The sequence below is a fragment of the Alteromonas sp. AWQ4_252 genome, from assembly GCF_056158205.1.
The window spans coordinates 1,131,026-1,150,736 of the sequence record NZ_JBSWSV010000001.1; the positions used below are offsets into that span (position 1 = coordinate 1,131,026).

Here is a 19,711-nt window from a genome sequence, read left to right on the forward strand (position 1 = left end):
AAAACGGCAAAATTTAACTACATCTGATTCGATTAACAGCATTTTTCCATCCCTCATAAGCCTGATCTCGCTCAGACTTTGAAAGTCTGGGTGAATAAATACTATCGCTCTTCCAGCATTCGGTTAGGGTATCCACAGATTCAAATACACCTACCTGCAATCCAGCTAAAAATGCTGCACCTAACGCAGTGGTTTCGGTGACTTCGGGGCGTTCTACTTCTGCACCGAGAATGTCAGAAAGAAAGCCCATTACCCAATCGTTACGCGACATACCACCATCCACACGAATAGTGGTCGGTCTGGCACCGTCGCTTTCCATCGCTTTTTGAAGATCTTTAGTTTGATAGCAAACAGATTGTAGACCTGCCGCTACGATTTCGCTAATGCCCGTATCCCGTGTAAGTCCGAGGATGGCGCCACGGGCGTCGGGATCCCAATAGGGAGCTCCAAGGCCGGTAAAGGCAGGTACTAAAAATACGCCATTATCGCGACGGGCTCGTTGGGCGAGGGCTTCTGATTCAGCAGCATCGTCGATGAGTTTAAGGCCGTCGCGCAGCCATTGAACTGTTGCGCCTGCCATGAAAATACTGCCTTCCAGCGCATAGGTGGTGTTGCCATTCAGGCGATAACCTACAGTGGTTAGCAATCGGTTTTCAGATTTGAGAGGGGTGTCACCGGTGTTCAAAATCATAAAACAACCGGTTCCATAGGTACTTTTCGCCATGCCTTTTTCAAAGCATGCTTGACCCACTAATGCTGCTTGTTGATCGCCGGCCACGCCACCAATGGGCAAAGATGTGCCTAGTATACTTTCATCAAGGGAGCCAAAATCAGCCGCACAGTCCAACACCTCAGGCAGCATAGCTTCAGGTATGCGGAAGGTATCCAACAATTTGGCATCCCATTTCTGGCTGTGAATGTCGAATAACATGGTGCGCGATGCGTTGGTGGCATCCGTCTTGTGAGACTGACCTCCAGTAAGACGCCAGATAAGAAACGTATCGACGGTACCGAACAGCAATTGGCCTGCTTCAGCTTTTTCTCTGGCTCCTTCCACGTTGTCGAGGATCCAGGCTATTTTCGTTGCGGAAAAGTACGGGTCCAGAAGTAACCCGGTGGTTTCGGTAATGTAGTCAACAAGCTCGTTGTCTTCACTTAACTCGCGACACAGTGACGAGGTTCTTCTGTCTTGCCAGACTATTGCCGGATATACGGGTTCACGAGTTTGCTTATCCCATACCAGGGTGGTTTCTCGCTGATTAGTAATACCTATACTGGCTATATCATTCGGTGTTACCTGGCACTTGCTGAAAACATCTTTTAACGTAAGGATAACGCTTTCCCAAATTTGCTCAGGATCATGCTCGACCCAACCATCATTAGGGTAGTGTTGAGGGAATTCTTTTTGAGCAATTGCCTCTATGCTACCAGCAGAAGAGAAAATGATGCTTCTGGAACTTGTCGTGCCTTGGTCAATGGCAAGAATAAACTTGTTCAAGTAAACACTCCGTTACGCTATTTGACAGCAGTTTGCATTATTTACAGCCAATTAACAATAGTAAATTTTCGGAAACGAACATTTTAGCTTCAATGCGAACATGTTAAATTTACGTTTAACACTGTATAATTTGTTGAGGTGTAAAAGGAAATAGCGATCAAATGAACCAAACTCAGCGCCACGAAAAAATTTTGAACTTATTAAAACAAACTGGTTTTATGTCGATTGACGATCTGGTTTCTCACTGCAATGTCACACCGCAAACCATAAGGCGTGATCTCAACCAACTGGCGGATTCAGGTAAGGTCAGTCGCTACCACGGCGGTGCTGGGCTAACTAAAAGTTGGGAAAACACCCCCTATCAGGAAAGAAAAACACAGAATCAGGAAGTGAAAGAACGAATTGCTGAAGCTGTAGCAGCGATGATTCCAGATGGATCGTCACTATTTATTAACATTGGTACCACAACTGAACTCATTGCCACAAAATTGCTTCATCATAAAAATTTGCACATTGTTACCAATAACATCCATGTGGCCACCATATTGTCTGCAAAGGAAGATTTTTCGGTAATTATTGCCGCTGGTGAAGTGCGGTTTAGAGATGGCGGTATTATTGGGGAAGCGACCTGCGATTTCATCAGCCAGTTCCGCATGGATTACGGCATTATCGGTATTAGTGGTATAAGCGCTGATGGCGCGCTCCTTGATTTTGACTTTCGCGAAGTAAAGGTCTCTCAGGCTATTATTGAACATACACAAACGGTTATCTTAGCTGCTGACTATTCTAAATTTGAACGTAAAGCCATGGTGGAACAAGGACACTTGTCCCAAGTCGATTATCTGGTGTGTGATAAGACACCACCTGCTTCAATTACCCCAATCATTAAAGAGCATAAAATTAAGTTTGTGAAAGCCTGATATCAGGGCTCGACGTATTCTTTAACTGTAGTCATTTTTCATAGGCTGCTACGAAGTCGCGCACTATCAGTAAATGATGCACGACAGATATCTTGCTTCCTCCCAGTTATACCCACTATAAAATAAAATCACTAGAAACATACTTTTAACATTGGTAATGTTCGTTTGTTTTCGTTTTGTGTTGACTTGTGTTCTTTTTGGCGTTCAAATAGTCAGCATTGTGATAAATGTTAAGAGAATATGTTCATGGTGAATAACGCTGAAACAGGCCAGAATGTCGTTGATGTCCTTGTAGTTGGGGGCGGAATAAACGGTGCTGGTGTTGCACTTGATGCAGTAGGCAGAGGCTTGTCAGTGGCACTTTGTGAAAAAGGTGACCTGGGTGGCGCTACGTCTTCATCCAGTAGCAAGCTTATTCACGGTGGACTTCGCTATCTTGAGCACTATGAGTTTCGCCTTGTAAAAGAAGCGCTGGCTGAGCGGGAAGTGCTCCTTGCCAAGGCTCCACACATAATGTGGCCACTGCGTTTTAGATTACCTCATCAAAAACATTTGCGTCCGGCCTGGATGATCCGCATCGGCATGGTTTTGTATGACTCACTTGCTAAGCGAAATGTCCTTCCCCGTTCAAAGAAATTGTCTGTTGGTAAGGAAAGCCCGCTATCAGAAGAAATTACCACGTGTTTCGAATATTCAGATGGTTGGGTTGATGACGCTCGCCTTGTTGTGCTCAACGCTTTGGCAGCTCAGGATAAAGGTGCGCAAATTCACGTACGCACTGAAGTGGTTAGCGCTGAGAAAGGTGACAAATACTGGACTGTGACAATGCGCAATGAACAGGGGGAAACGTTTATAGTGCAGGCTAAATCCATTGTAAACGCTGCTGGTCCATGGGCAATTTCGTTTCTTGATCGGGTTTCAGGTATTAAAAACCCCAATGCTATGCGCCTGGTAAAAGGCAGTCACTTTATTGTGCCGAAATTGTATGACACAGATGAAGCGTACATTCTGCAGAACGAAGACGGGCGAATAGTATTCGTTATTCCTTACGAAGATGATTTCTCACTGGTAGGCACCACAGATGAAAATTACACTGGTGATCCACGTGCTGCCAGCATTTCACAGGAAGAAACCGATTACCTGGTGGCGATTACGAATAAATACTTCAAAACGAAAATTACCGTTAAGGATATCGTACACAGCTACAGTGGTGTGAGACCGCTTCTTGAAGAAGAAAATGCGTCTGCACAAGAACTTACTCGGGACTACAAATTTGAGCTAACGGGTAGGGAAGGTGAGCCTGCGCTGTTAAACATTTTCGGTGGCAAAATCACGACTTATAGAAAGCTGGCAGAACACGCTGTGAATAAGCTTTGCGAAGTATTCTCTGATGCTGGTGATGCCTGGACTAAGAAGGTGCCTCTTCCAGGTGGTGAGTTTGCCAACAAGCAACAACTTACCGATGAGCTTAATCAGGCTTTTCCATGGTTGAGCGACAAACAAGTGCAACGCTTCGTACGTCAATATGGCAAGTTGTGCTATGTATTCCTGGAAGGTAAATCATCAGTGTCTGAATTGGGGCTGGACTTTGGCAGTGGTATGCATCAGGCCGAGATAGATTACCTCGTTGAACACGAGTGGGCCCGTACGCTTGAAGACGTTATTTGGCGTCGAACAAAACAAGGTTTGCGGTTGTCAGAGGCACAAAAGGCGAACCTAGAGCAATATATTGTGGAAAAAGTTTCCACCCTGACCTCTGAAGCCAGCGACTCCATCTCAGATGTTAAAGCTGTTTCCTGAAAGCAGAAGGTGATAATCCCTCTGACTTTTTAAACCGTTTTGAAAAGTTAAATACATTCGGATAACCCACGTACTGGCCAATATGAGAGATTGGCCAGTTTGTGTTAGTAAGTAGTTTCTTTGCTCTTTCCATTCTTAAATAAATCAAATGCTGTATAGGGCTTCTGCCAAACTGTGACAAGCACAATCTGTGTAAATGCGGAACTGAATAATGTGCCCGTTCACACATGGCTCGTACTGTCCACGGTAGTTGTAGCTGGTTGTTCACATGGGAAAAAAGCTGGGTCAGCCTGTCGGGCTTCTGCTGTGTATTTGAAAACAGCACCGTTTTGCTGAGGTATTTTTCAATGATCGGCAATAAAGCGGCGCGCAGGCTAGGTTGCTGTTCAATATACAATATCTCCATGGCGTGATGTACAGCCTCGAGTTCGCAATGTTCGATTACCGGCGCTTTGACATCGTAAATTGAATGCCACCTGGATGTATCAGACAGATTAAGCCAAATTATATCCCAGTGGACATCGGCTATTTCTACTTCAAAGGGCGCATTTGCTTTTAAAACTGCCAACCCATGCTTTGGTAAAGGGTATTCGCCATCTGGCGTACGCACAACACCAGCGCCTTCAAGAGTATAGAATAGGGTGTGATTGGTGGGACTGGCCCTGCCTACCCGGTACTCGCCTGATAAATTTGAACAACCCGCTAACTCTATGTCTAAACTGCCTATTTCAGGTGCATTAACACTATCAATAAAGCGCTCTACGCAATCTTGGCCAATGTTTACGATGTCAGTGAATGATGTTAGCAAAATGTAATATGATATTTTTGGATAAATAAAAGAGAGCTTTGAGCATAATGTAATTGGAGGAAGTTGGCTATAGTGCGAAGCAGAAATTTGAGGCCCTCTCAGGAGCATTATTATGACCAGTATCAGTACCGTTGTTGCCAGGCAAGAATGGCAAAATCCCACGGTAATTCAGCGAAACAAAGTTCGTGCTCATAGCCCACTTAATGGTTTTTCAACGCTTTCAGATGCATTGAGTAATACCGGGCAGCAGCGGCAACTTCTCAACGGCGAGTGGGATTTTTGTTTGTATCAGAGTCCTGAAGCCGTGCCTGATGAGGCTCTTAAAAATTTACTACCGGAACAGGTAGCCTCTGGATGGCGAACCATTCCCGTACCGTCAAACTGGCAGTTGCAGGGCGTGGATAAACCCATTTATTGCAATGTGAAATATCCCTTTCCCGTTAACCCCCCTTTTGTTCCCGATGAAAATCCCACGGGTTGTTATCGAAAGGTTTTCCATGTTCGTGCCGAACAGCTGCAAAAACGCAATCATATAATTTTCGACGGTGTGAACAGTGCCTTTCATTTGTGGTGCAACGAGCAATACGTTGGCTATTCCCAAGACAGTCGCTTACCCGCTGAGTTTGATCTCTCTTCGGTGCTTCAACAAGGCGATAACACACTGTTCGTGATGGTGATCAGATGGTCGGATGGAAGTTATCTGGAAGATCAGGACATGTGGTGGATGAGCGGCATATTCCGGGATGTGACATTGCTGACTAAACCGACTTACTGCATCAAAGATGTGTTTGCTACTCCCTCATTAGATGCTTGCTATCGGGATGGCAAGGTAAGTGTGCGTACCGCTGTTCAGGCGCCCGCAGGCTACAAGGTGAAGATCCAGTTGTTCGATGGGGAAGTGCCAGTCGGTACACAAAGTACTGAAACTACCGACAACAGGCGTATAGATGAAAAAGGCGGCTGGCAGGATGTGGTTTTTCAATCTGTCGAAATCGCTGAGCCAAAACACTGGACAGCAGAGACTCCTTACCGTTATCGCTTAGTGGCAACACTCCTGGATGAGCAAGACTGCGCTATTGACATCGAAGCCTACGACATTGGCTTTCGCAATGTTGAAATGATCAAAGGGCAGTTATGCGTAAATGGCAAACCGCTCCTTATTCGCGGTGTGAACCGTCATGAACACCACCCAACGCGGGGGCACGCAGTGACTGAAGCTGACATGATTGAAGATATTCGCTTGCTCAAACAGAATAACTTCAACGCCGTGAGAACTGCTCACTACCCCAATCACCCAAGATGGTACTCACTGTGTGATGAATACGGACTCTATGTGGTAGACGAAGCGAACATTGAAACCCATGGTATGTTTCCTATGGGCCGGTTGGCCTCGGATCCTCAGTGGGCTGGCGCTTTTATGGCCCGTTATACTCAAATGGTCGAAAGGGATAAAAATCATCCATCGGTGATAGTGTGGTCGTTGGGGAATGAGTGTGGACATGGACCAAACCACGATGCCATGTATGGTTGGTCGAAGGCCTACGATCCCTCTCGCCCGGTGCAGTACGAGGGCGGCGGTGCTGATACCAGTGCCACTGATATTATTGCGCCAATGTACGCCAGAGTAGATACCGATGTTGAGGATGAAGCAGTACCGAAATGGTCAATTAAGAAGTGGGTATCGCTACCCGGAGAGAACCGACCGCTTATTCTGTGCGAGTATGCCCATGCTATGGGAAACAGCTTGGGGAGCTTCTCTGATTACTGGGATGCGTTTCGCAGCTATCCAAGGCTTCAAGGCGGGTTTATCTGGGATTGGGTAGACCAGGGCTTAGAAAAGACAGACAGCGAAGGCACCACCTATTGGGCTTACGGCGGTGATTTTGGCGATACCTACAACGACCGGCAATTCTGTATTAACGGTTTATTGTTTCCCGATCGCTCGCCCCATCCGTCACTGTTTGAGGCCAAATACTGCCAGCGTCAAATCACAGCATCGCTACAAGAAACTGACAATGCTTATTTAGTTGAACTCACCAGTGAGTATTTGTTCAGGCATTCCGATAATGAGCAAATGATTTGGGAATTACTGGAAAATGGTGTGGTAGTGGAAAGCGGGCATGAAGACGCTCTGTTAGCGCCACAAGAGTCCAGGCGTTACTCCATCCATCCGACACATGAGCACCAGTCAGGTGTAATGTATCATATCAATATTAAAATTGTATTGAAACAATCTTGCTCTTGGGCACAATCGGGGCACGAAATGATGGCAGAGCAATTTGCTGTTGCTAATCATGCTGGCCTTGCTCCACAGTCAATTGGTACCTCAGTAGAAGAATCGATCAATGTTGTCGAATCTGAGAAATCAATTCAAGTTAAGGTGAACACTTCTACATTTGAAGTGAGTAAAGAAACCGGTTTGATAAGTGAATGGAAATATGAGGGTAAGTCAGTATTGGCGTTACCCATGGAAGATAATTTTTACCGCGCGCCACTCGACAATGACATTGGGGTGAGTGAGGTAGACAACCCGGATCCCAACGCATGGGAGTCGCGATGGCAGCGATCGGGTGTGGGCAAGTGGCAGAGAACCTGTGCAGGGGTTACTCAGAGTACAAGCATTGACGATGTGCGCATAACGGTACTTTTCGAATACACCTACGAAGGCCAGGTACAGGCGCAAACCCGTTGGAGCTACACAATTGGCAATCTTGGGCAACTCAAGGTTGATGTGAAAGTAAATTTTGACGAAAAGTTGCCACCCATGCCGAGAGTGGGGGTACAACTGGCGGTAGACCCAGCGAATGGAAGTGACTTTGTTCAGTGGCAGGGGCTGGGACCATTTGAAAACTATCCTGATCGCTGTGAAGGAGCGTTATATGGTTTGCACAAAGAACCTGTAGATGCATTACATACACCATACATTTTTCCTTCGGATAACGGTCTTCGAAGCCACTGTCACTCGTTAAGCACCGGGCACCTAACAGTCAGTGGCGATTTTCATTTTGCTGTGAGTCGTTTTAGTCAGCATCAGCTTGCGCAAGCAAAACACACAAATGAACTACAAGACAGCGGTTATCTCTATGTGTTTATTGACCATGCTCACATGGGAGTGGGAGGCGATGACTCCTGGAGCCCAAGTACTCACGACGAGTTCTTGCTGACCAAAAAGCAGTATCGTTACGAGGTTTGCTTTAAGGCACAGTAAGCCTTTTGATTGATTGACCACACTGCTGTTCCCTAGCGGTGTGGTTGAATCTGACCAGAGTTTTTACTGCTTTAAGTGATGGGCGAGAAAACGCTCCATAGCCGCAAAAACAGCATGTCGATTGCGCTGTATTTTGAGAAAATGGGAACCATTTTCTAATTCGATATATTCAACTTGTTTGTCTTCGTCTTTCATTTCATCAAACATCTGGCGGCTGTGTGATACGTCTACAACTCGATCTTCCTCTCCGTGGATCAACAATAGAGGGGAAGTGATTTTTTCAACTCCGTAATAAGGTGAGCGGCTGGCCAAGTCGTCATTGTCATCACCAATTTGATTTTCCACGAAGTTGGAACCTACATATTTGCGGCTTTGATAAACTAACATTTTCAAATTCATAACACCCGCGATGCTGATCCCGCATTTAAACAACGACGGTGTTTTTACTAATCCCATCGCCGCCGCGTAACCGCCATAACTGGCGCCCACAATGCAAATTTTATCTGGGTCAGCAATGGATTCATCAATTAACCATTGTGTGCCATCAGTAATATCATCCTGCATAGACAACCCCCAGGCCTTCATCTGCGCTTGTGCAAACTCGTAACCATAGCCGGAAGAGCCTCTAAAGTTGGGGCGCAGCACAGCATAGCCCTGATTGACAAAAAATCCCGTCCAATAATCAAATCCATCGTAATCTCTGGCTCCTGGACCGCCGTGGGGGAAAATTACAGTGGGGAGAGGCGCATTGTTTGGGTTGTCGGGAAGTGTTAAATATCCTTCTATAGTTATGCCATCCCTAGCTTTATAGGTGACGCGTTTGTGCTCTGGTAAGACAACGTCATCAAGAGCAGGGTATTGACCAAACATGAATCCTAATTGCTTTGTCGTTCTATCTCCCAGGAAGTACTCGCCCGGTTGGTCTTCTTTTTCCGTATACAAGAGGTAGCGGTTCTCCTTTTTGTCGAAGCTCACAATAACAGCTCTGGTATCTGGCAGAGCATTGCTGATAGCCGCTGCAAATGATTTCGCCTCCTCGTCCCAAAAGTATTTTCCGCCTTTGGCATTCGAGTGACCTACGCCTATAGCGTCACCGGATTTGCGGGAATAAATTAACCTGCCATCCACGTCTCTTTTATCGTCTGCCAGTACCAGACTTTCAGACTTGTTTCTGAGATCCATGCGAAAAAGCGCGAGAAATCCATTGTGATATTTTTTGTAGTAGAGGGTATGTGGGTCGAGGCCAAAGCCCAGAATAGCTATTTCTGGTTCAGTCATAGCGTTGTAGCTAAAAAGCGGTTCAAAGTCTTTCGAATTGGGCTCAGCATGTAAAATTTTAGTTTCCCCGTTCTTATAGCTTATACTAATCCCAATGCGCAGATTACCTTGTTGATCAGTTACCCAGTCACGAATTTTGCGCTTGCCTTTCTCAATTCTCTTTTTCTTTTTCGTATTGATATTCACCTTGAAAACAGAAGGCAGTAGAGCTTGGTCCAAATCTATTGCAAGTAGAATATGCTCGGGGTCGTCAGGAAGAAAGTCGATCACGTTATCCTGATATTGAGAATAGTACTGGTGCCGTCTGGGTTTGATCAGTAATTCTGGTTCTTTCGGCGTGTTAGCATCCAGTACATACAACCGGGTTTCAGTTACCTTTGTTCTTGAGAAGCCGTTCGGGCGCTTATCGGCATAAACAGCACTCACGATAATTTGGTCGTCATTAGCCCAGCGAAACCAGCGGATACGAACAGTTTCGTTATCTGAATTTAGCAATAACTGTCTTTTACCAGTGTCAAAATTAAAGGTAGTAAGATAACTGACTGACGCTTTGGGGGAGCTGACATTTGCGATGAATGCCATCTTGTTCCCAGAAGGTGAAAGTTGTGGGTTTTGTGCGCTGGGAAGTTGACTGAAGCTGGAAGCTGGGAGGGGAACTGCTACCGACTGTAACCCGTAAAACACAATAAAAAAAGCCAATACGCGAAGCACACTCATGTTGTCCATCCTTGGTTACAACAGACCTTGAATTGAGGCCCTTGCCATGAGCATTAACAATGCTAATGACGATAAATAAGCCTCAATAGTTACTGATTTCTATGCAGTTGTCAAAATGGGGGCCAAAGGGCGCTAGACTCTGACCAGCGAATTTCGCTTTATTAACGTGGGCGTATACTTAAACATGATGCCAGGTTCCGGTTTTTCACCACTGGCATAACGCAAAGCCAGTTCTGCGGCTTTTGCCGCCATCATTTCAACCGGGTAACGCAATGTAGTGAGCTTGGGGCGACAATATTTTGCGAGTAATACATCGTCATAGCCCAGCACTGATACTTGCTCAGGAACTGCTATTCCCTGATCTTGCAGCATGGTCATTGCGCCTGATGCCATGGCATCGTTATAAGCTAGTACTGCGGTAAATTTTGCACCAGTGGCCAACAGGTTTTGCATTGCCTGTTCGCCACCTTCCTGATCAGGTGTGGCGTACTCAACCTGACTGTCTGGCAATGACAGACCGGCATTTGCAATAGCATTTCGAATGCCTTCAAGCCTGTGATTTGGGTCATCGATACGGTATTGGCTGCTAATTACTGCCAGGTTGGTGTGCCCCTGTGAAATGGCATATTCTGCCATTAATCGGCCACCGGTAACATTGTCGAGCCACACACAACGATTAGCGATGGCGGGTATAAAGCGATTAATTAATACAAAGCCGGGGATTTGATTGGCGAACCGTATCAGGGTGTCGTCATCCAGTGCTTTACTATGTACCACCATGGCTTCAACCCGGTATTCCATCAGTGTTTCTATGGCTCTGAGCTCAGTATCTTTTTCAATAGAGCCTGCGCTTAAGAGAATTTGAATTTTCTTTTTACGGGTGACCGATTCAACGCCATGAGCCAGCATAGCGAAAAACGGGTCATGCAACTCGGCCAACACAACACCTAAAGCGGTATTTTTCCGTGTGACAAGCGCTCGCGCGTTGGCGTTGGGACGATAGCCCATTTCTGCCATAATTTTTTTTACGCGCTGACGGGTTTTAGTACCGACCTTGGGGCCGTCGTTGACAACCCGTGACACCGTGGCAAGTGACACTCCAGCGGCTTCGGCAATATCTTTTATAGTGGCCATGACTCTTGAACTTCTATTTCATTGCAACTGCATATTCTTTCGCGGCTTAGGTTTATATGCCGCAACATTTTGCTGTACTTTACCTTTACCGTCCCCGCGAATCCACGACTATTGTTAACAGGAAGAAAATAAGATAACGCTCAAAACAAATTCAGGAAAACGTATACCCTTGCACTATCATAATAGACCGGTTGTAATTAAACTGTATTTTTTGTGTAAAAGACACCTGCTGGGAACTGAGGAACGATGAAAAGTCACAAAACGCATTTTGGGGAAGCCAACGGTCAGGCGGTTTACTTATTTCGGCTGGAAAATAGCAACGGAATGAGTGTTGAAGTACTAAATTACGGCGGCATCATACACAGTCTGCAAGTGCCTGATATAGACGGTGCTTTGCACCAATGCGTGCAGCAATTTGACGATATAAATGGCTATATAAATGATGAAAGTTATCGCGGCGCACTGGTGGGACGTTACGCTAATCGGATCGGCGGTGGCCAGTTTACTCTCGACGGCGAAACTTATCAGTTAGATAAGAATGGCGGGGAACATTGTCTGCACGGTGGCCTGAATGGCTTTCATAAAAAAGTCTGGCGCGCTGACGCAGTTTCTACAGAAAGTGCGGTGGGAGTAAAGCTGACCCACGCAAGTACTGATGGTGAAAGTGGATTTCCAGGTAACGTGGAAGTAGAAGCGACGTACTGGCTGGATGATAACAATGATCTTTCCCTCACTCTGCAGGCGACGACAGACAAAGCCACACCATTTAGTATGACCCAGCATGCATATTTTACCCTGAGTCGTGAAAAATCGGTCAAATCCACGGCCCTTTACCTGAATGCAGATAACATTACTGAGGTTGATAGCACCTTAAGGCCTACAGGCAATTTCACCCTTGTAAGTGGTACGCCGTTTGATTTTACTTCTCTAAGCTTAATTGGTTCTCAGTGTTCGGGGGCTCATCCCTTGTTTGACCCTATTGGTGGTTACGATCACAATTACGTGCTGAATACTCGTGATGAAGATAAACCTGCAGCTATTGCCAGCGCAGCAGATACGGGTATTACTATGTCACTGTATACAGATTTGCCGGGGATACAGTGTTACACCGGTGATTTACAGGGAGAACAGCAACTTGGCGCGTTTTGTTTAGAGCCTCAGCACTTCCCCGATGCCCCCAATAAGCCGAGTTTCCCCAGTGCAATCATTACTCCAGAGCAACCTTACAGGGCCATCATTCGCTATCATTTCGGCACACAAGAATAAGTTAAATTTTGTACTATAGTTATTAACATAAAATTTTCTTTTAGCGGGAATTGATTCCCGCTAACCCTTACTATATCATGTTGGGTAAACGTTTAACCTACATTCCGAATTAGTTTGGAATCAGCTCGTGAGAAATACTATGGGTACGCCTTTTGATCCTACAAACGATCCGCATCGTCGTTACAACCCGATGATTGGAGAATGGGTGCTGGTTTCACCACACCGTGCAAAACGTCCCTGGCAGGGTCAGTCTGAGCCTCCTTCAGAAGAACAGAAGCCGGCTTACGAGCCAACGTGTTATTTGTGTGCGGGTAACACAAGGGTTAATGGCGAGGTAAACCCACAGTATACGGGCACGTTTGTGTTCGAGAATGATTTCGCGGCATTAAAAAAAGATACTATAGAAGCAAAGGAAGAAGACGAGCTCTTTCACTTTGAGGCAGAGCAAGGCTGTAGCCGTGTAATTTGCTTCTCGCCGGATCACAGTAAAACACTTCCGGAGCTCACCGATGCAGAAAGGTTAGCTGTGGTTGAATGCTGGAAAGAGCAAACAGCCGATTTAGGTCAGACCTACCGTTGGGTGCAGGTTTTTGAGAATAAAGGTGCCATGATGGGTTGTTCGAACCCGCACCCTCATGGACAGGTGTGGGCGCAAAAGCACCTGCCTACTGAACCGACTAAAAAGCTTGCTCACTTCAGTGCCTATTTTGAAAAGCACAGTCGCACTATGTTACTTGACTACGCCGAGCGCGAAATGGAGAAACAGTCGCGGGTAGTATGCAGCAATGACGATTGGGTGGTTGTGGTACCTTACTGGGCTGCATGGCCCTTTGAAACCTTGCTCTTACCCCGTTTTCCCGTGAAGTCACTGGCAGATATAACCGATGCACAGTCGTTGTCGTTGGCACAAATTGTAGGTGATATCACCACGCGTTACGATAATTTGTTCGAAACGTCTTTCCCTTATTCCATGGGCTGGCACAGTGCGCCTTTTGACGCTGACAGTCACGATGAATGGCAATTACACGCACACTTCTATCCGCCCTTATTGCGCTCAGCAAGCGTGAGGAAATTCATGGTGGGTTATGAGCTCATGGCGGAGACCCAGCGCGATCTGACACCAGAACAAGCGGCAGACAGATTAAAAGCACTGCCAACGGTACATTATAAAAAAAGTGGTAATAACAATGGATAATTCAACGCTGGTTTCTCATTTCAAAGACGCGTTTCAGAGTGAGCCAGACTGCGTCGTGCATGCGCCAGGTCGGGTAAACCTGATTGGAGAGCACACCGACTACAACGAAGGCTTTGTTTTTCCCGCAGCTATCAACTTTGGTACCTGGATTGCCGCAGGCAAGCGTGACGACAATCAGGTTGTAGTAAAAGCCCTCGACTATGATAACCAGGTCAATTCATTCGGTTTAGATGACATTCAATTCGATAAAACTCAAGGTTGGGCTAACTATATTCGCGGTGTTGTAAAAGTTCTTCAGGCTGATTTTCCGCAAATAGGTGGGGCCGAACTGGTGGTAACTGGCAATGTGCCTCAAGGCGCAGGGTTGAGCTCTTCTGCATCTTTTGAAATTGTGATTTTAAAAGCCTTTGCCACACTGTACGCGTTGCCACTCGACGGAATTAAGGCTTCTCTCCTGGGTCAGAAAGCGGAAAACGAGTTCGTGGGCTGCTCCTGCGGTATTATGGATCAACTGATCTCTGCCATGGGGTATACCGGTCATGCAATGCTGCTTGATTGTCAGTCGCTGACAGTTCAGCACGCACCGCTACCCGATTCTCATCAAATAGTGATCATCAATTCCAATGTGAAGCGCGGTTTGGTAGACAGTGAATACAACTTGCGCCGAGAGCAATGCGAACAAGGCGTAGCTGTGATGGGTGTGAGCTCATTACGCGGTGCAACTCTCGACATGCTGGAAGCAAAGAAGGCTGAGATGCCTGAGGTTGTGTATCGACGTTGTCTGCACGTACTTACTGAAAATGCCCGTACGCTGGCAGCCAGTGAGGCGTTGAGCAAAGGCGATATTCCAGCAGTAAGCCGGGCCATGGCGGAATCCCATGTGTCCATGCGCGATGATTTTGAAATTACGGTTAAGCCTATTGATTATCTTGTCGACATTATCGGCGAGGTTCTTGGCGAAACCGGTGGTGTGCGCATGACAGGTGGAGGATTCGGCGGCTGCGTGGTGGCACTGGTACCTTCAGACTCGGTTGATGCAGTGCGTAAAGTAGTAGAAGACAACTATCAGGCGGTCACTGGCTACGTTGCAGATGTGTACGTTTGTACTGCTACACAAGGTGCGTTTGCCTAAATAAAGTAACGAGTCCCACAGGCATGCCTCCCATTGGTGTGCCTGCAAGGCGCTGTCGGTAGTGTGTGCTGGCAGCGCCTTTTTTATACCTGTCATTCGCCTGATCTCGTGTCCGGCTTTTCATGTCCGACGTTATCGGGTAACCTCAGATGTGTTTAAATGATGAATGCGAAAATGTCGTTAGTTAGCTCGTATTTTAAGGTATACTAGAGCGCTTACATCCCGAATCAATCAGTTATGCCCATGCGCTGTCGAGAGCGACCTGGCGCAACAAGTAAAGAATTACAGGAGACATCGATGGCAACACGAGGCGTCAATAAAGTCATTTTGGTAGGCAACCTGGGTAACGACCCGGAGGTGCGCTACATGCCGAATGGAAACGCCGTAGCAAACCTGAGTCTGGCCACAAGCGAAAGCTGGAAAGATCAGCAAGGGCAGGTGCAGGAACGCACTGAATGGCATCGACTCACCATGTATCGTCGCTTGGCTGAAATTGCTGGTGAATACCTTAAGAAGGGCTCGCAGATTTACGTAGAAGGTAAATTGCAAACCCGCAAATGGCAAGATCAGCAAGGTCAGGACCGCTACACAACCGAAATCATTGTTGACCAAATGCAAATGTTGGGCGGCCGTGAAGGCGGTGGCCAGCAAGGCGGTCAGGGTGGCGGCTATCAGCAGCGCCCTCAGGGTAACCAGGGCGGCCAACAAGGCGGCGGTGGCGGTTATCAGCAGCGTCCACAAGGCAACCAAGGCGGCGGTTACAACAACCAGAATCAACCTGCTAATCAAGGTGGTAACAAGCCGCCTATGGCAGAGCCAGATTTTGATTTTGATGATGATATTCCGTTCTAGGATCTACCTTAGATCTGTTTTGTAAAATATATTAATTAAGCCCTTATTTATAAGGGCTTTTTTGTTTTTATGGTTAGGTCTTAGTGTACAGAGTTGATTGGCGATTTCACAATATCCCCCTTTATATCGTGTAAAGCGCGGACGGACACTACAGTCGGCTCGATAACTATTGCAATCCACTATTCACTATATTTATTATCTTAAACAATCCCAACCATACAAATTTACGTAAACATCTCTAAAGATAACCATTTGCGCGGCAAGCTTTACAGGCCAGCAGTACGCGAACCTTCAACAAGGTATAAATACAATGCAAAACAAAATCATGCAGAAAATAAACACGCGTCATAAAACAGCTCTACTACTTACTTTCTTTGTCACTTCATTCTTTGCTTCTGCTCAATCTGGCTCATCTACACAGGTTGAGATGAAGGGCAGTCAGGGCACAATTGTGGTTGGTGACGTGCTGTCATCCTTTGATAACCCGTGGGCCATGGCTTTCTTACCTGATGGCCACAGCCTGGTAACGGAAAAAACCGGTAAACTGTGGTTGCTTGATAAAAATCAGCAAAAGCGTTTTGCAGTCAGCAATGTGCCGAATGTCACCGCTCGCGGGCAGGGTGGCCTGGGCGATGTTATTGTCCATCCCGACTTTACGTCGAACAAAACTATCTATCTATCTTACATTGAGCGCGATGAAAAAGACGATGGGTTCAGTGGCGCGGTAATTGAACGAGCAACCCTTACTGTGAGTGACTCCGGGGCGACCCTAGACGACAGAAAGCTAATCTGGCGTCAGTCGCCCAAAATGACAGGTAACGGACATTACTCTCACCGCATGGCCTTCTCTCCTGATGGCTATTTATTTGTAACGTCCGGCGAACGACAAAAATTCACACCGGCCCAAAATATGGCAATGAATTTGGGGAAAGTGGTTCGCCTAAACGATGACGGTAGTGTGCCTGAAGATAATCCGTTCTATGGTCAGGGTGGCGTAACTGAGCAAATCTGGACGTTGGGCCATCGCAATCCCCTTGGTATCGACTTTGATGAGCAAGGTAATTTATGGGCTCATGAAATGGGGCCGCGCCATGGTGACGAACTAAACATTATTGAAAGAGGCCGCAACTACGGTTATCCAACCGTGTCGCAGGGCGAACACTACTCAGGGGTGAAGATCCCTAATCACGAAGATATTCCTATTTTTAAATCACCTGAAATGGCGTGGGTGCCCGCTATCAGCCCCGCTGGCTTTATCATCTACAAAGGCGATAAGTTTAGCGCCTGGAAAGGCAATGGCTTTATTGGTGGCTTGTCTTCACAAGCCTTGGTTCGCGTGGCTTTTAACGGGGGCGATAGAGGTAATTGGAAAGTTGAAGAGGCAGAGCGTTATGAGTGGGGTAAGCGAGTTCGCGAAGTAGAGCAGGACGGCTCGGGCAATATTTATGTACTTGAAGATAATGAGGGTGGGCGACTGATAAGACTATCTCTCATCAAGTAACGCTTCAGAGGCTCTGAATATAAAAGTGGTGCAACTTTTGCGTCTTCTATCGCGAACAAACGTGTAGTCTTCAGTAAAAAGCGTTTTACTATTACGCAGGAGCGCCGTCAGCCGTGGAAAGTATTCAACTTCTTGAAAATCAGCAGGCACTAGCGATAGCCGGATTAATTGGCGCTGTTGTTGTACTTTTTATCGTCAAACGAATCATTTTGGTGCGCCTGAAAGCGAAAGCCCGTTCAGAAAATAGCAGTATGTCTGATATTTATCGCGTGCTTGTATTGTCACTAAATGCTCCGATGAATTTACTCATCTGGGTTATTTTTCTGTTGTTAGTAAAAAGCATCGTTTCGGTTTTTAAAATAGAGAGCGAGGGGGCGATAAGAGCATTAACCGTTGTTATTGAAGCTGGCCTCATTATCACGCTGTTTCTATTTTTTGAGCGTTTTGTCACTTACTCCCTGAATCGCTATAGCGACCAGTCAACCATAGTTAAAAATACCAGTGCTATAGCGGGTGGTGCAGTTAGAGCAGTATTCGCTGTGCTCGCCATTCTTATTATTCTAAGTACTCTAGGGGTATCAATAACACCCATTGTTGCGTCGTTGGGTATTACCTCCCTCGCGGTAGCGTTAGCGCTTCAACCTACGCTGGAAAACTTCTTTTCCGGCATTCAGTTAGTGATGGATAAACCCATCCGGATAGGTGATTTCATTGAACTTGACTCGGGAGAGCAAGGGTTTGTTGAGAAAATAGGATGGCGTTCTACATGGGTTAAAATGCTACCGAATAACATAGTCGTTATGCCTAACAGTAAGCTTTCTAATTCTAAGCTGATTAACTACTATTACCCCGAGCGCGAACTGTCGGTGCCCGTTGATGTTGGCGTGCACTACAACTCAGATTTAGAACACGTTGAAAAAGTGTGTTTAGAAGTGGCAAATACTATTTTAGAACAGCATGAATACGGGGTTGAAACCTATGAACCCTTTGTGCTGTTTCACACCTTTGATAACTCAAGTATTAACTTAACGGTTATGCTGAGAACCCGTGAATACTTTAACCGCTTCTTTATAAAAAGCGCGTTTATAAAAATGTTGAAAAAGCGTTTTGACGAAGAAGGCATTGTTATTCCGTTCCCAATTACAGCGCTTAATATTGAGCAAGAGAAGGCGTCTGAATGAATCGTGATCTTCGTACCCTTATGAGTCTTTCACCCATCGTTTAAATACCGCGGGCACTCCAGCTACCACTGCGCCAGGCTCAACTGACTGATCCACCACGGCACCTGCGCCAACTATTGCGCCTTCGCCAATGGTTACTCCGGATAAAATAACGGCGTTAGCTCCAATCCATGCGTGTTGGTGCACGGTTATGTCAGTTGGTGGTGCACTTTCGATTCCCTGAGTAATCAGGCTCGCGGCCGCGATTACAACGTTAGGGCCGATAAAAACACTTTTGCAAAGCGTCACGTCAGCATGAGTGATCACTGTGAGGTTATGATTGGCGAAAACGCCTTTTTCGATTGTTATCTTGCCAAAACCGGCGATGAAGAGGTTGCCTTCCAGCCAGCAGGGCATTGATACATCTGCAAGTTGTTTTAGCGCTAGCTTTTTTTGCTTCATTGGCGTACTGATATCATTGTAAACCGCCAGTGAATCACGATGCGCTTCTGACACACGACACTGATGACGCAATGCGCTTATTTTTCCGGGAGAGTAGGTTAATGGGGTCACAGCTCTTTCCCTTTACCAAGTCCTTTATTACACTGTTGAAATGAAAATAATAACAGGTTGCGCATAGCAGGTGATGGAAATTATTTTAATTCGTCATGGAAAGCCACTTTCCGCGTCAAATTGCAGATTAAACAGCGCAGGCTATGCCAACTGGATACGAAAGTATAATCGCAGTGCCCTTGATCCTAACAGTAATCCCCTTAAAGTGATTGACTTGGCTGAGTATTATCATTTGTGTAGTGATTTACACAGGGCCCGGTTGAGCGCGCAGTAATATAGTCTTAACCCGGTGCAGGAATATCACAGCGTATTCAGGGAAATGGAGATCCCCTATTATCGCATTCCAGGGCTGCGTCGAGCCTGGACCTGGGTTTATTTATGCAGGGCACTGTGGATGATGGGGAATAAAGGGGCATTTGAGAGCTATCGCGATGCTAAAGCCAGAGCGATTGCAGCCGTTAACCTATTGGAAACCCGTGTTAAAAAACACAATAAAGTGGTGTTGTTTGGACACGGAATGATGAATCGGTCAATACGTAAACTCTTGGTCGCCAAAGGATGGGCAGTTGCAGAAAAAGATAACCATTACTGGGGTGTTAACCGGCTATACTTATCTGAATGAACACGTTTAGTCATTCATAATTTAAACCTTAAAGTGAATCACACATT

Annotated in this window: 15 protein-coding genes; 10 read left to right on the forward strand and 5 right to left on the reverse strand. The window is 46.2% G+C overall.

Annotated elements, in window-relative coordinates; all coding sequences use genetic code 11:
* Positions 1-13: 13 nt before the first annotated feature.
* Complete coding sequence (gene glpK, locus ACXACM_RS04980) at positions 14-1,498, reverse strand: glycerol kinase GlpK (RefSeq protein ID WP_474820207.1); 1,485 nt, start codon at positions 1,496-1,498, stop codon at positions 14-16.
* Positions 1,499-1,659: 161 nt separating this feature from the next.
* Here glpK and ACXACM_RS04985 point away from each other — a divergent pair, with 161 nt between their 5' ends.
* Both ACXACM_RS04985 and glpD read left to right on the forward strand, forming a co-directional pair.
* Entirely contained in the window at positions 1,660-2,418 is a 759-nt protein-coding gene (locus tag ACXACM_RS04985; protein WP_474820208.1) for a DeoR/GlpR family transcriptional regulator, read from the forward strand.
* 246 nt (positions 2,419-2,664) lie between these two features.
* A complete protein-coding gene (gene glpD / locus ACXACM_RS04990) occupies positions 2,665-4,218 on the forward strand; it encodes a glycerol-3-phosphate dehydrogenase (RefSeq protein WP_474820209.1) in 1,554 nt (517 codons plus the stop codon).
* On the opposite strand, the gene ACXACM_RS04995 is transcribed toward glpD, so the two are convergent.
* Positions 4,202-5,026, reverse strand: a complete 825-nt coding sequence (locus ACXACM_RS04995; protein WP_474820211.1) for a helix-turn-helix transcriptional regulator — start codon at positions 5,024-5,026, stop codon at positions 4,202-4,204. The genes glpD and ACXACM_RS04995 overlap by 17 nt on opposite strands.
* A 112-nt stretch (positions 5,027-5,138) precedes the next feature.
* Between ACXACM_RS04995 and ACXACM_RS05000 the strand changes: the two genes are divergently transcribed.
* Entirely contained in the window at positions 5,139-8,234 is a 3,096-nt protein-coding gene (locus tag ACXACM_RS05000) for a beta-galactosidase (protein ID WP_474820212.1), read from the forward strand.
* Between the two features lie 63 nt (positions 8,235-8,297).
* On the opposite strand, the gene ACXACM_RS05005 is transcribed toward ACXACM_RS05000, so the two are convergent.
* On the reverse strand, positions 8,298-10,229 hold the full coding sequence (locus ACXACM_RS05005; RefSeq protein WP_474820213.1) for an alpha/beta hydrolase family protein: 1,932 nt from the start codon (positions 10,227-10,229) through the stop codon (positions 8,298-8,300).
* 132 nt (positions 10,230-10,361) lie between these two features.
* The gene (locus tag ACXACM_RS05010; protein WP_474820214.1) at positions 10,362-11,363 is read right to left on the reverse strand and encodes a LacI family DNA-binding transcriptional regulator; all 1,002 of its coding nucleotides are present in this window, start codon (positions 11,361-11,363) and stop codon (positions 10,362-10,364) included.
* 246 nt (positions 11,364-11,609) lie between these two features.
* On the opposite strand from ACXACM_RS05010, the gene ACXACM_RS05015 reads away from it, so the two are divergent.
* The 6 genes from ACXACM_RS05015 (at position 11,610) to ACXACM_RS05040 (ending at position 18,490) form a co-directional block, all read left to right on the forward strand.
* The gene (locus ACXACM_RS05015; RefSeq protein ID WP_474820216.1) at positions 11,610-12,629 is read left to right on the forward strand and encodes an aldose epimerase family protein; all 1,020 of its coding nucleotides are present in this window, start codon (positions 11,610-11,612) and stop codon (positions 12,627-12,629) included.
* A 139-nt stretch (positions 12,630-12,768) separates the two neighbouring features.
* Complete coding sequence (locus ACXACM_RS05020; RefSeq protein ID WP_474824227.1) at positions 12,769-13,824, forward strand: UDP-glucose--hexose-1-phosphate uridylyltransferase; 1,056 nt, start codon at positions 12,769-12,771, stop codon at positions 13,822-13,824.
* A complete protein-coding gene (galK, locus tag ACXACM_RS05025) occupies positions 13,817-14,956 on the forward strand; it encodes a galactokinase (protein ID WP_474820217.1) in 1,140 nt (379 codons plus the stop codon). The genes ACXACM_RS05020 and galK overlap by 8 nt, the downstream gene beginning before the upstream one ends.
* Positions 14,957-15,253: 297 nt before the next feature.
* Positions 15,254-15,808 (forward strand): single-stranded DNA-binding protein, encoded by a 555-nt coding sequence (locus ACXACM_RS05030; protein ID WP_474820218.1) that lies wholly within the window; start codon positions 15,254-15,256, stop codon positions 15,806-15,808.
* A gap of 310 nt (positions 15,809-16,118) precedes the next feature.
* Entirely contained in the window at positions 16,119-17,309 is a 1,191-nt protein-coding gene (locus tag ACXACM_RS05035) for a PQQ-dependent sugar dehydrogenase (RefSeq protein ID WP_474820220.1), read from the forward strand.
* A 113-nt stretch (positions 17,310-17,422) separates the two neighbouring features.
* On the forward strand, positions 17,423-18,490 hold the full coding sequence (locus ACXACM_RS05040) for a mechanosensitive ion channel family protein (RefSeq protein ID WP_474820221.1): 1,068 nt from the start codon (positions 17,423-17,425) through the stop codon (positions 18,488-18,490).
* Positions 18,491-18,508: 18 nt separating this feature from the next.
* Here the strand turns inward: ACXACM_RS05040 and ACXACM_RS05045 are convergent, their stop codons facing one another.
* Positions 18,509-19,042 (reverse strand): DapH/DapD/GlmU-related protein, encoded by a 534-nt coding sequence (locus ACXACM_RS05045; RefSeq protein WP_474820223.1) that lies wholly within the window; start codon positions 19,040-19,042, stop codon positions 18,509-18,511.
* Positions 19,043-19,331: 289 nt separating this feature from the next.
* Here ACXACM_RS05045 and ACXACM_RS05050 point away from each other — a divergent pair, with 289 nt between their 5' ends.
* Entirely contained in the window at positions 19,332-19,664 is a 333-nt protein-coding gene (locus tag ACXACM_RS05050) for a histidine phosphatase family protein (protein WP_474820224.1), read from the forward strand.
* Positions 19,665-19,711 lie beyond the last annotated feature (47 nt).

Bases quoted from the DNA above. Each gene is read 5' to 3' on its own strand.
- ACXACM_RS05000 (WP_474820212.1), top strand. From the start codon at position 5,139: ATGACCAGTATCAGTACCGTTGTTGCCAGGCAAGAATGGCAAAATCCC.
- ACXACM_RS05015 (WP_474820216.1), top strand. From the start codon at position 11,610: ATGAAAAGTCACAAAACGCATTTTGGGGAAGCCAACGGTCAGGCGGTT.
- ACXACM_RS05010 (WP_474820214.1), bottom strand. From the start codon at position 11,363: ATGGCCACTATAAAAGATATTGCCGAAGCCGCTGGAGTGTCACTTGCC.
- glpD (WP_474820209.1), top strand. From the start codon at position 2,665: ATGGTGAATAACGCTGAAACAGGCCAGAATGTCGTTGATGTCCTTGTA.
- ACXACM_RS05020 (WP_474824227.1), top strand. From the start codon at position 12,769: ATGGGTACGCCTTTTGATCCTACAAACGATCCGCATCGTCGTTACAAC.
- galK (WP_474820217.1), top strand. From the start codon at position 13,817: ATGGATAATTCAACGCTGGTTTCTCATTTCAAAGACGCGTTTCAGAGT.
- ACXACM_RS05005 (WP_474820213.1), bottom strand. From the start codon at position 10,229: ATGAGTGTGCTTCGCGTATTGGCTTTTTTTATTGTGTTTTACGGGTTA.
- ACXACM_RS05035 (WP_474820220.1), top strand. From the start codon at position 16,119: ATGCAAAACAAAATCATGCAGAAAATAAACACGCGTCATAAAACAGCT.
- ACXACM_RS04985 (WP_474820208.1), top strand. From the start codon at position 1,660: ATGAACCAAACTCAGCGCCACGAAAAAATTTTGAACTTATTAAAACAA.
- ACXACM_RS05030 (WP_474820218.1), top strand. From the start codon at position 15,254: ATGGCAACACGAGGCGTCAATAAAGTCATTTTGGTAGGCAACCTGGGT.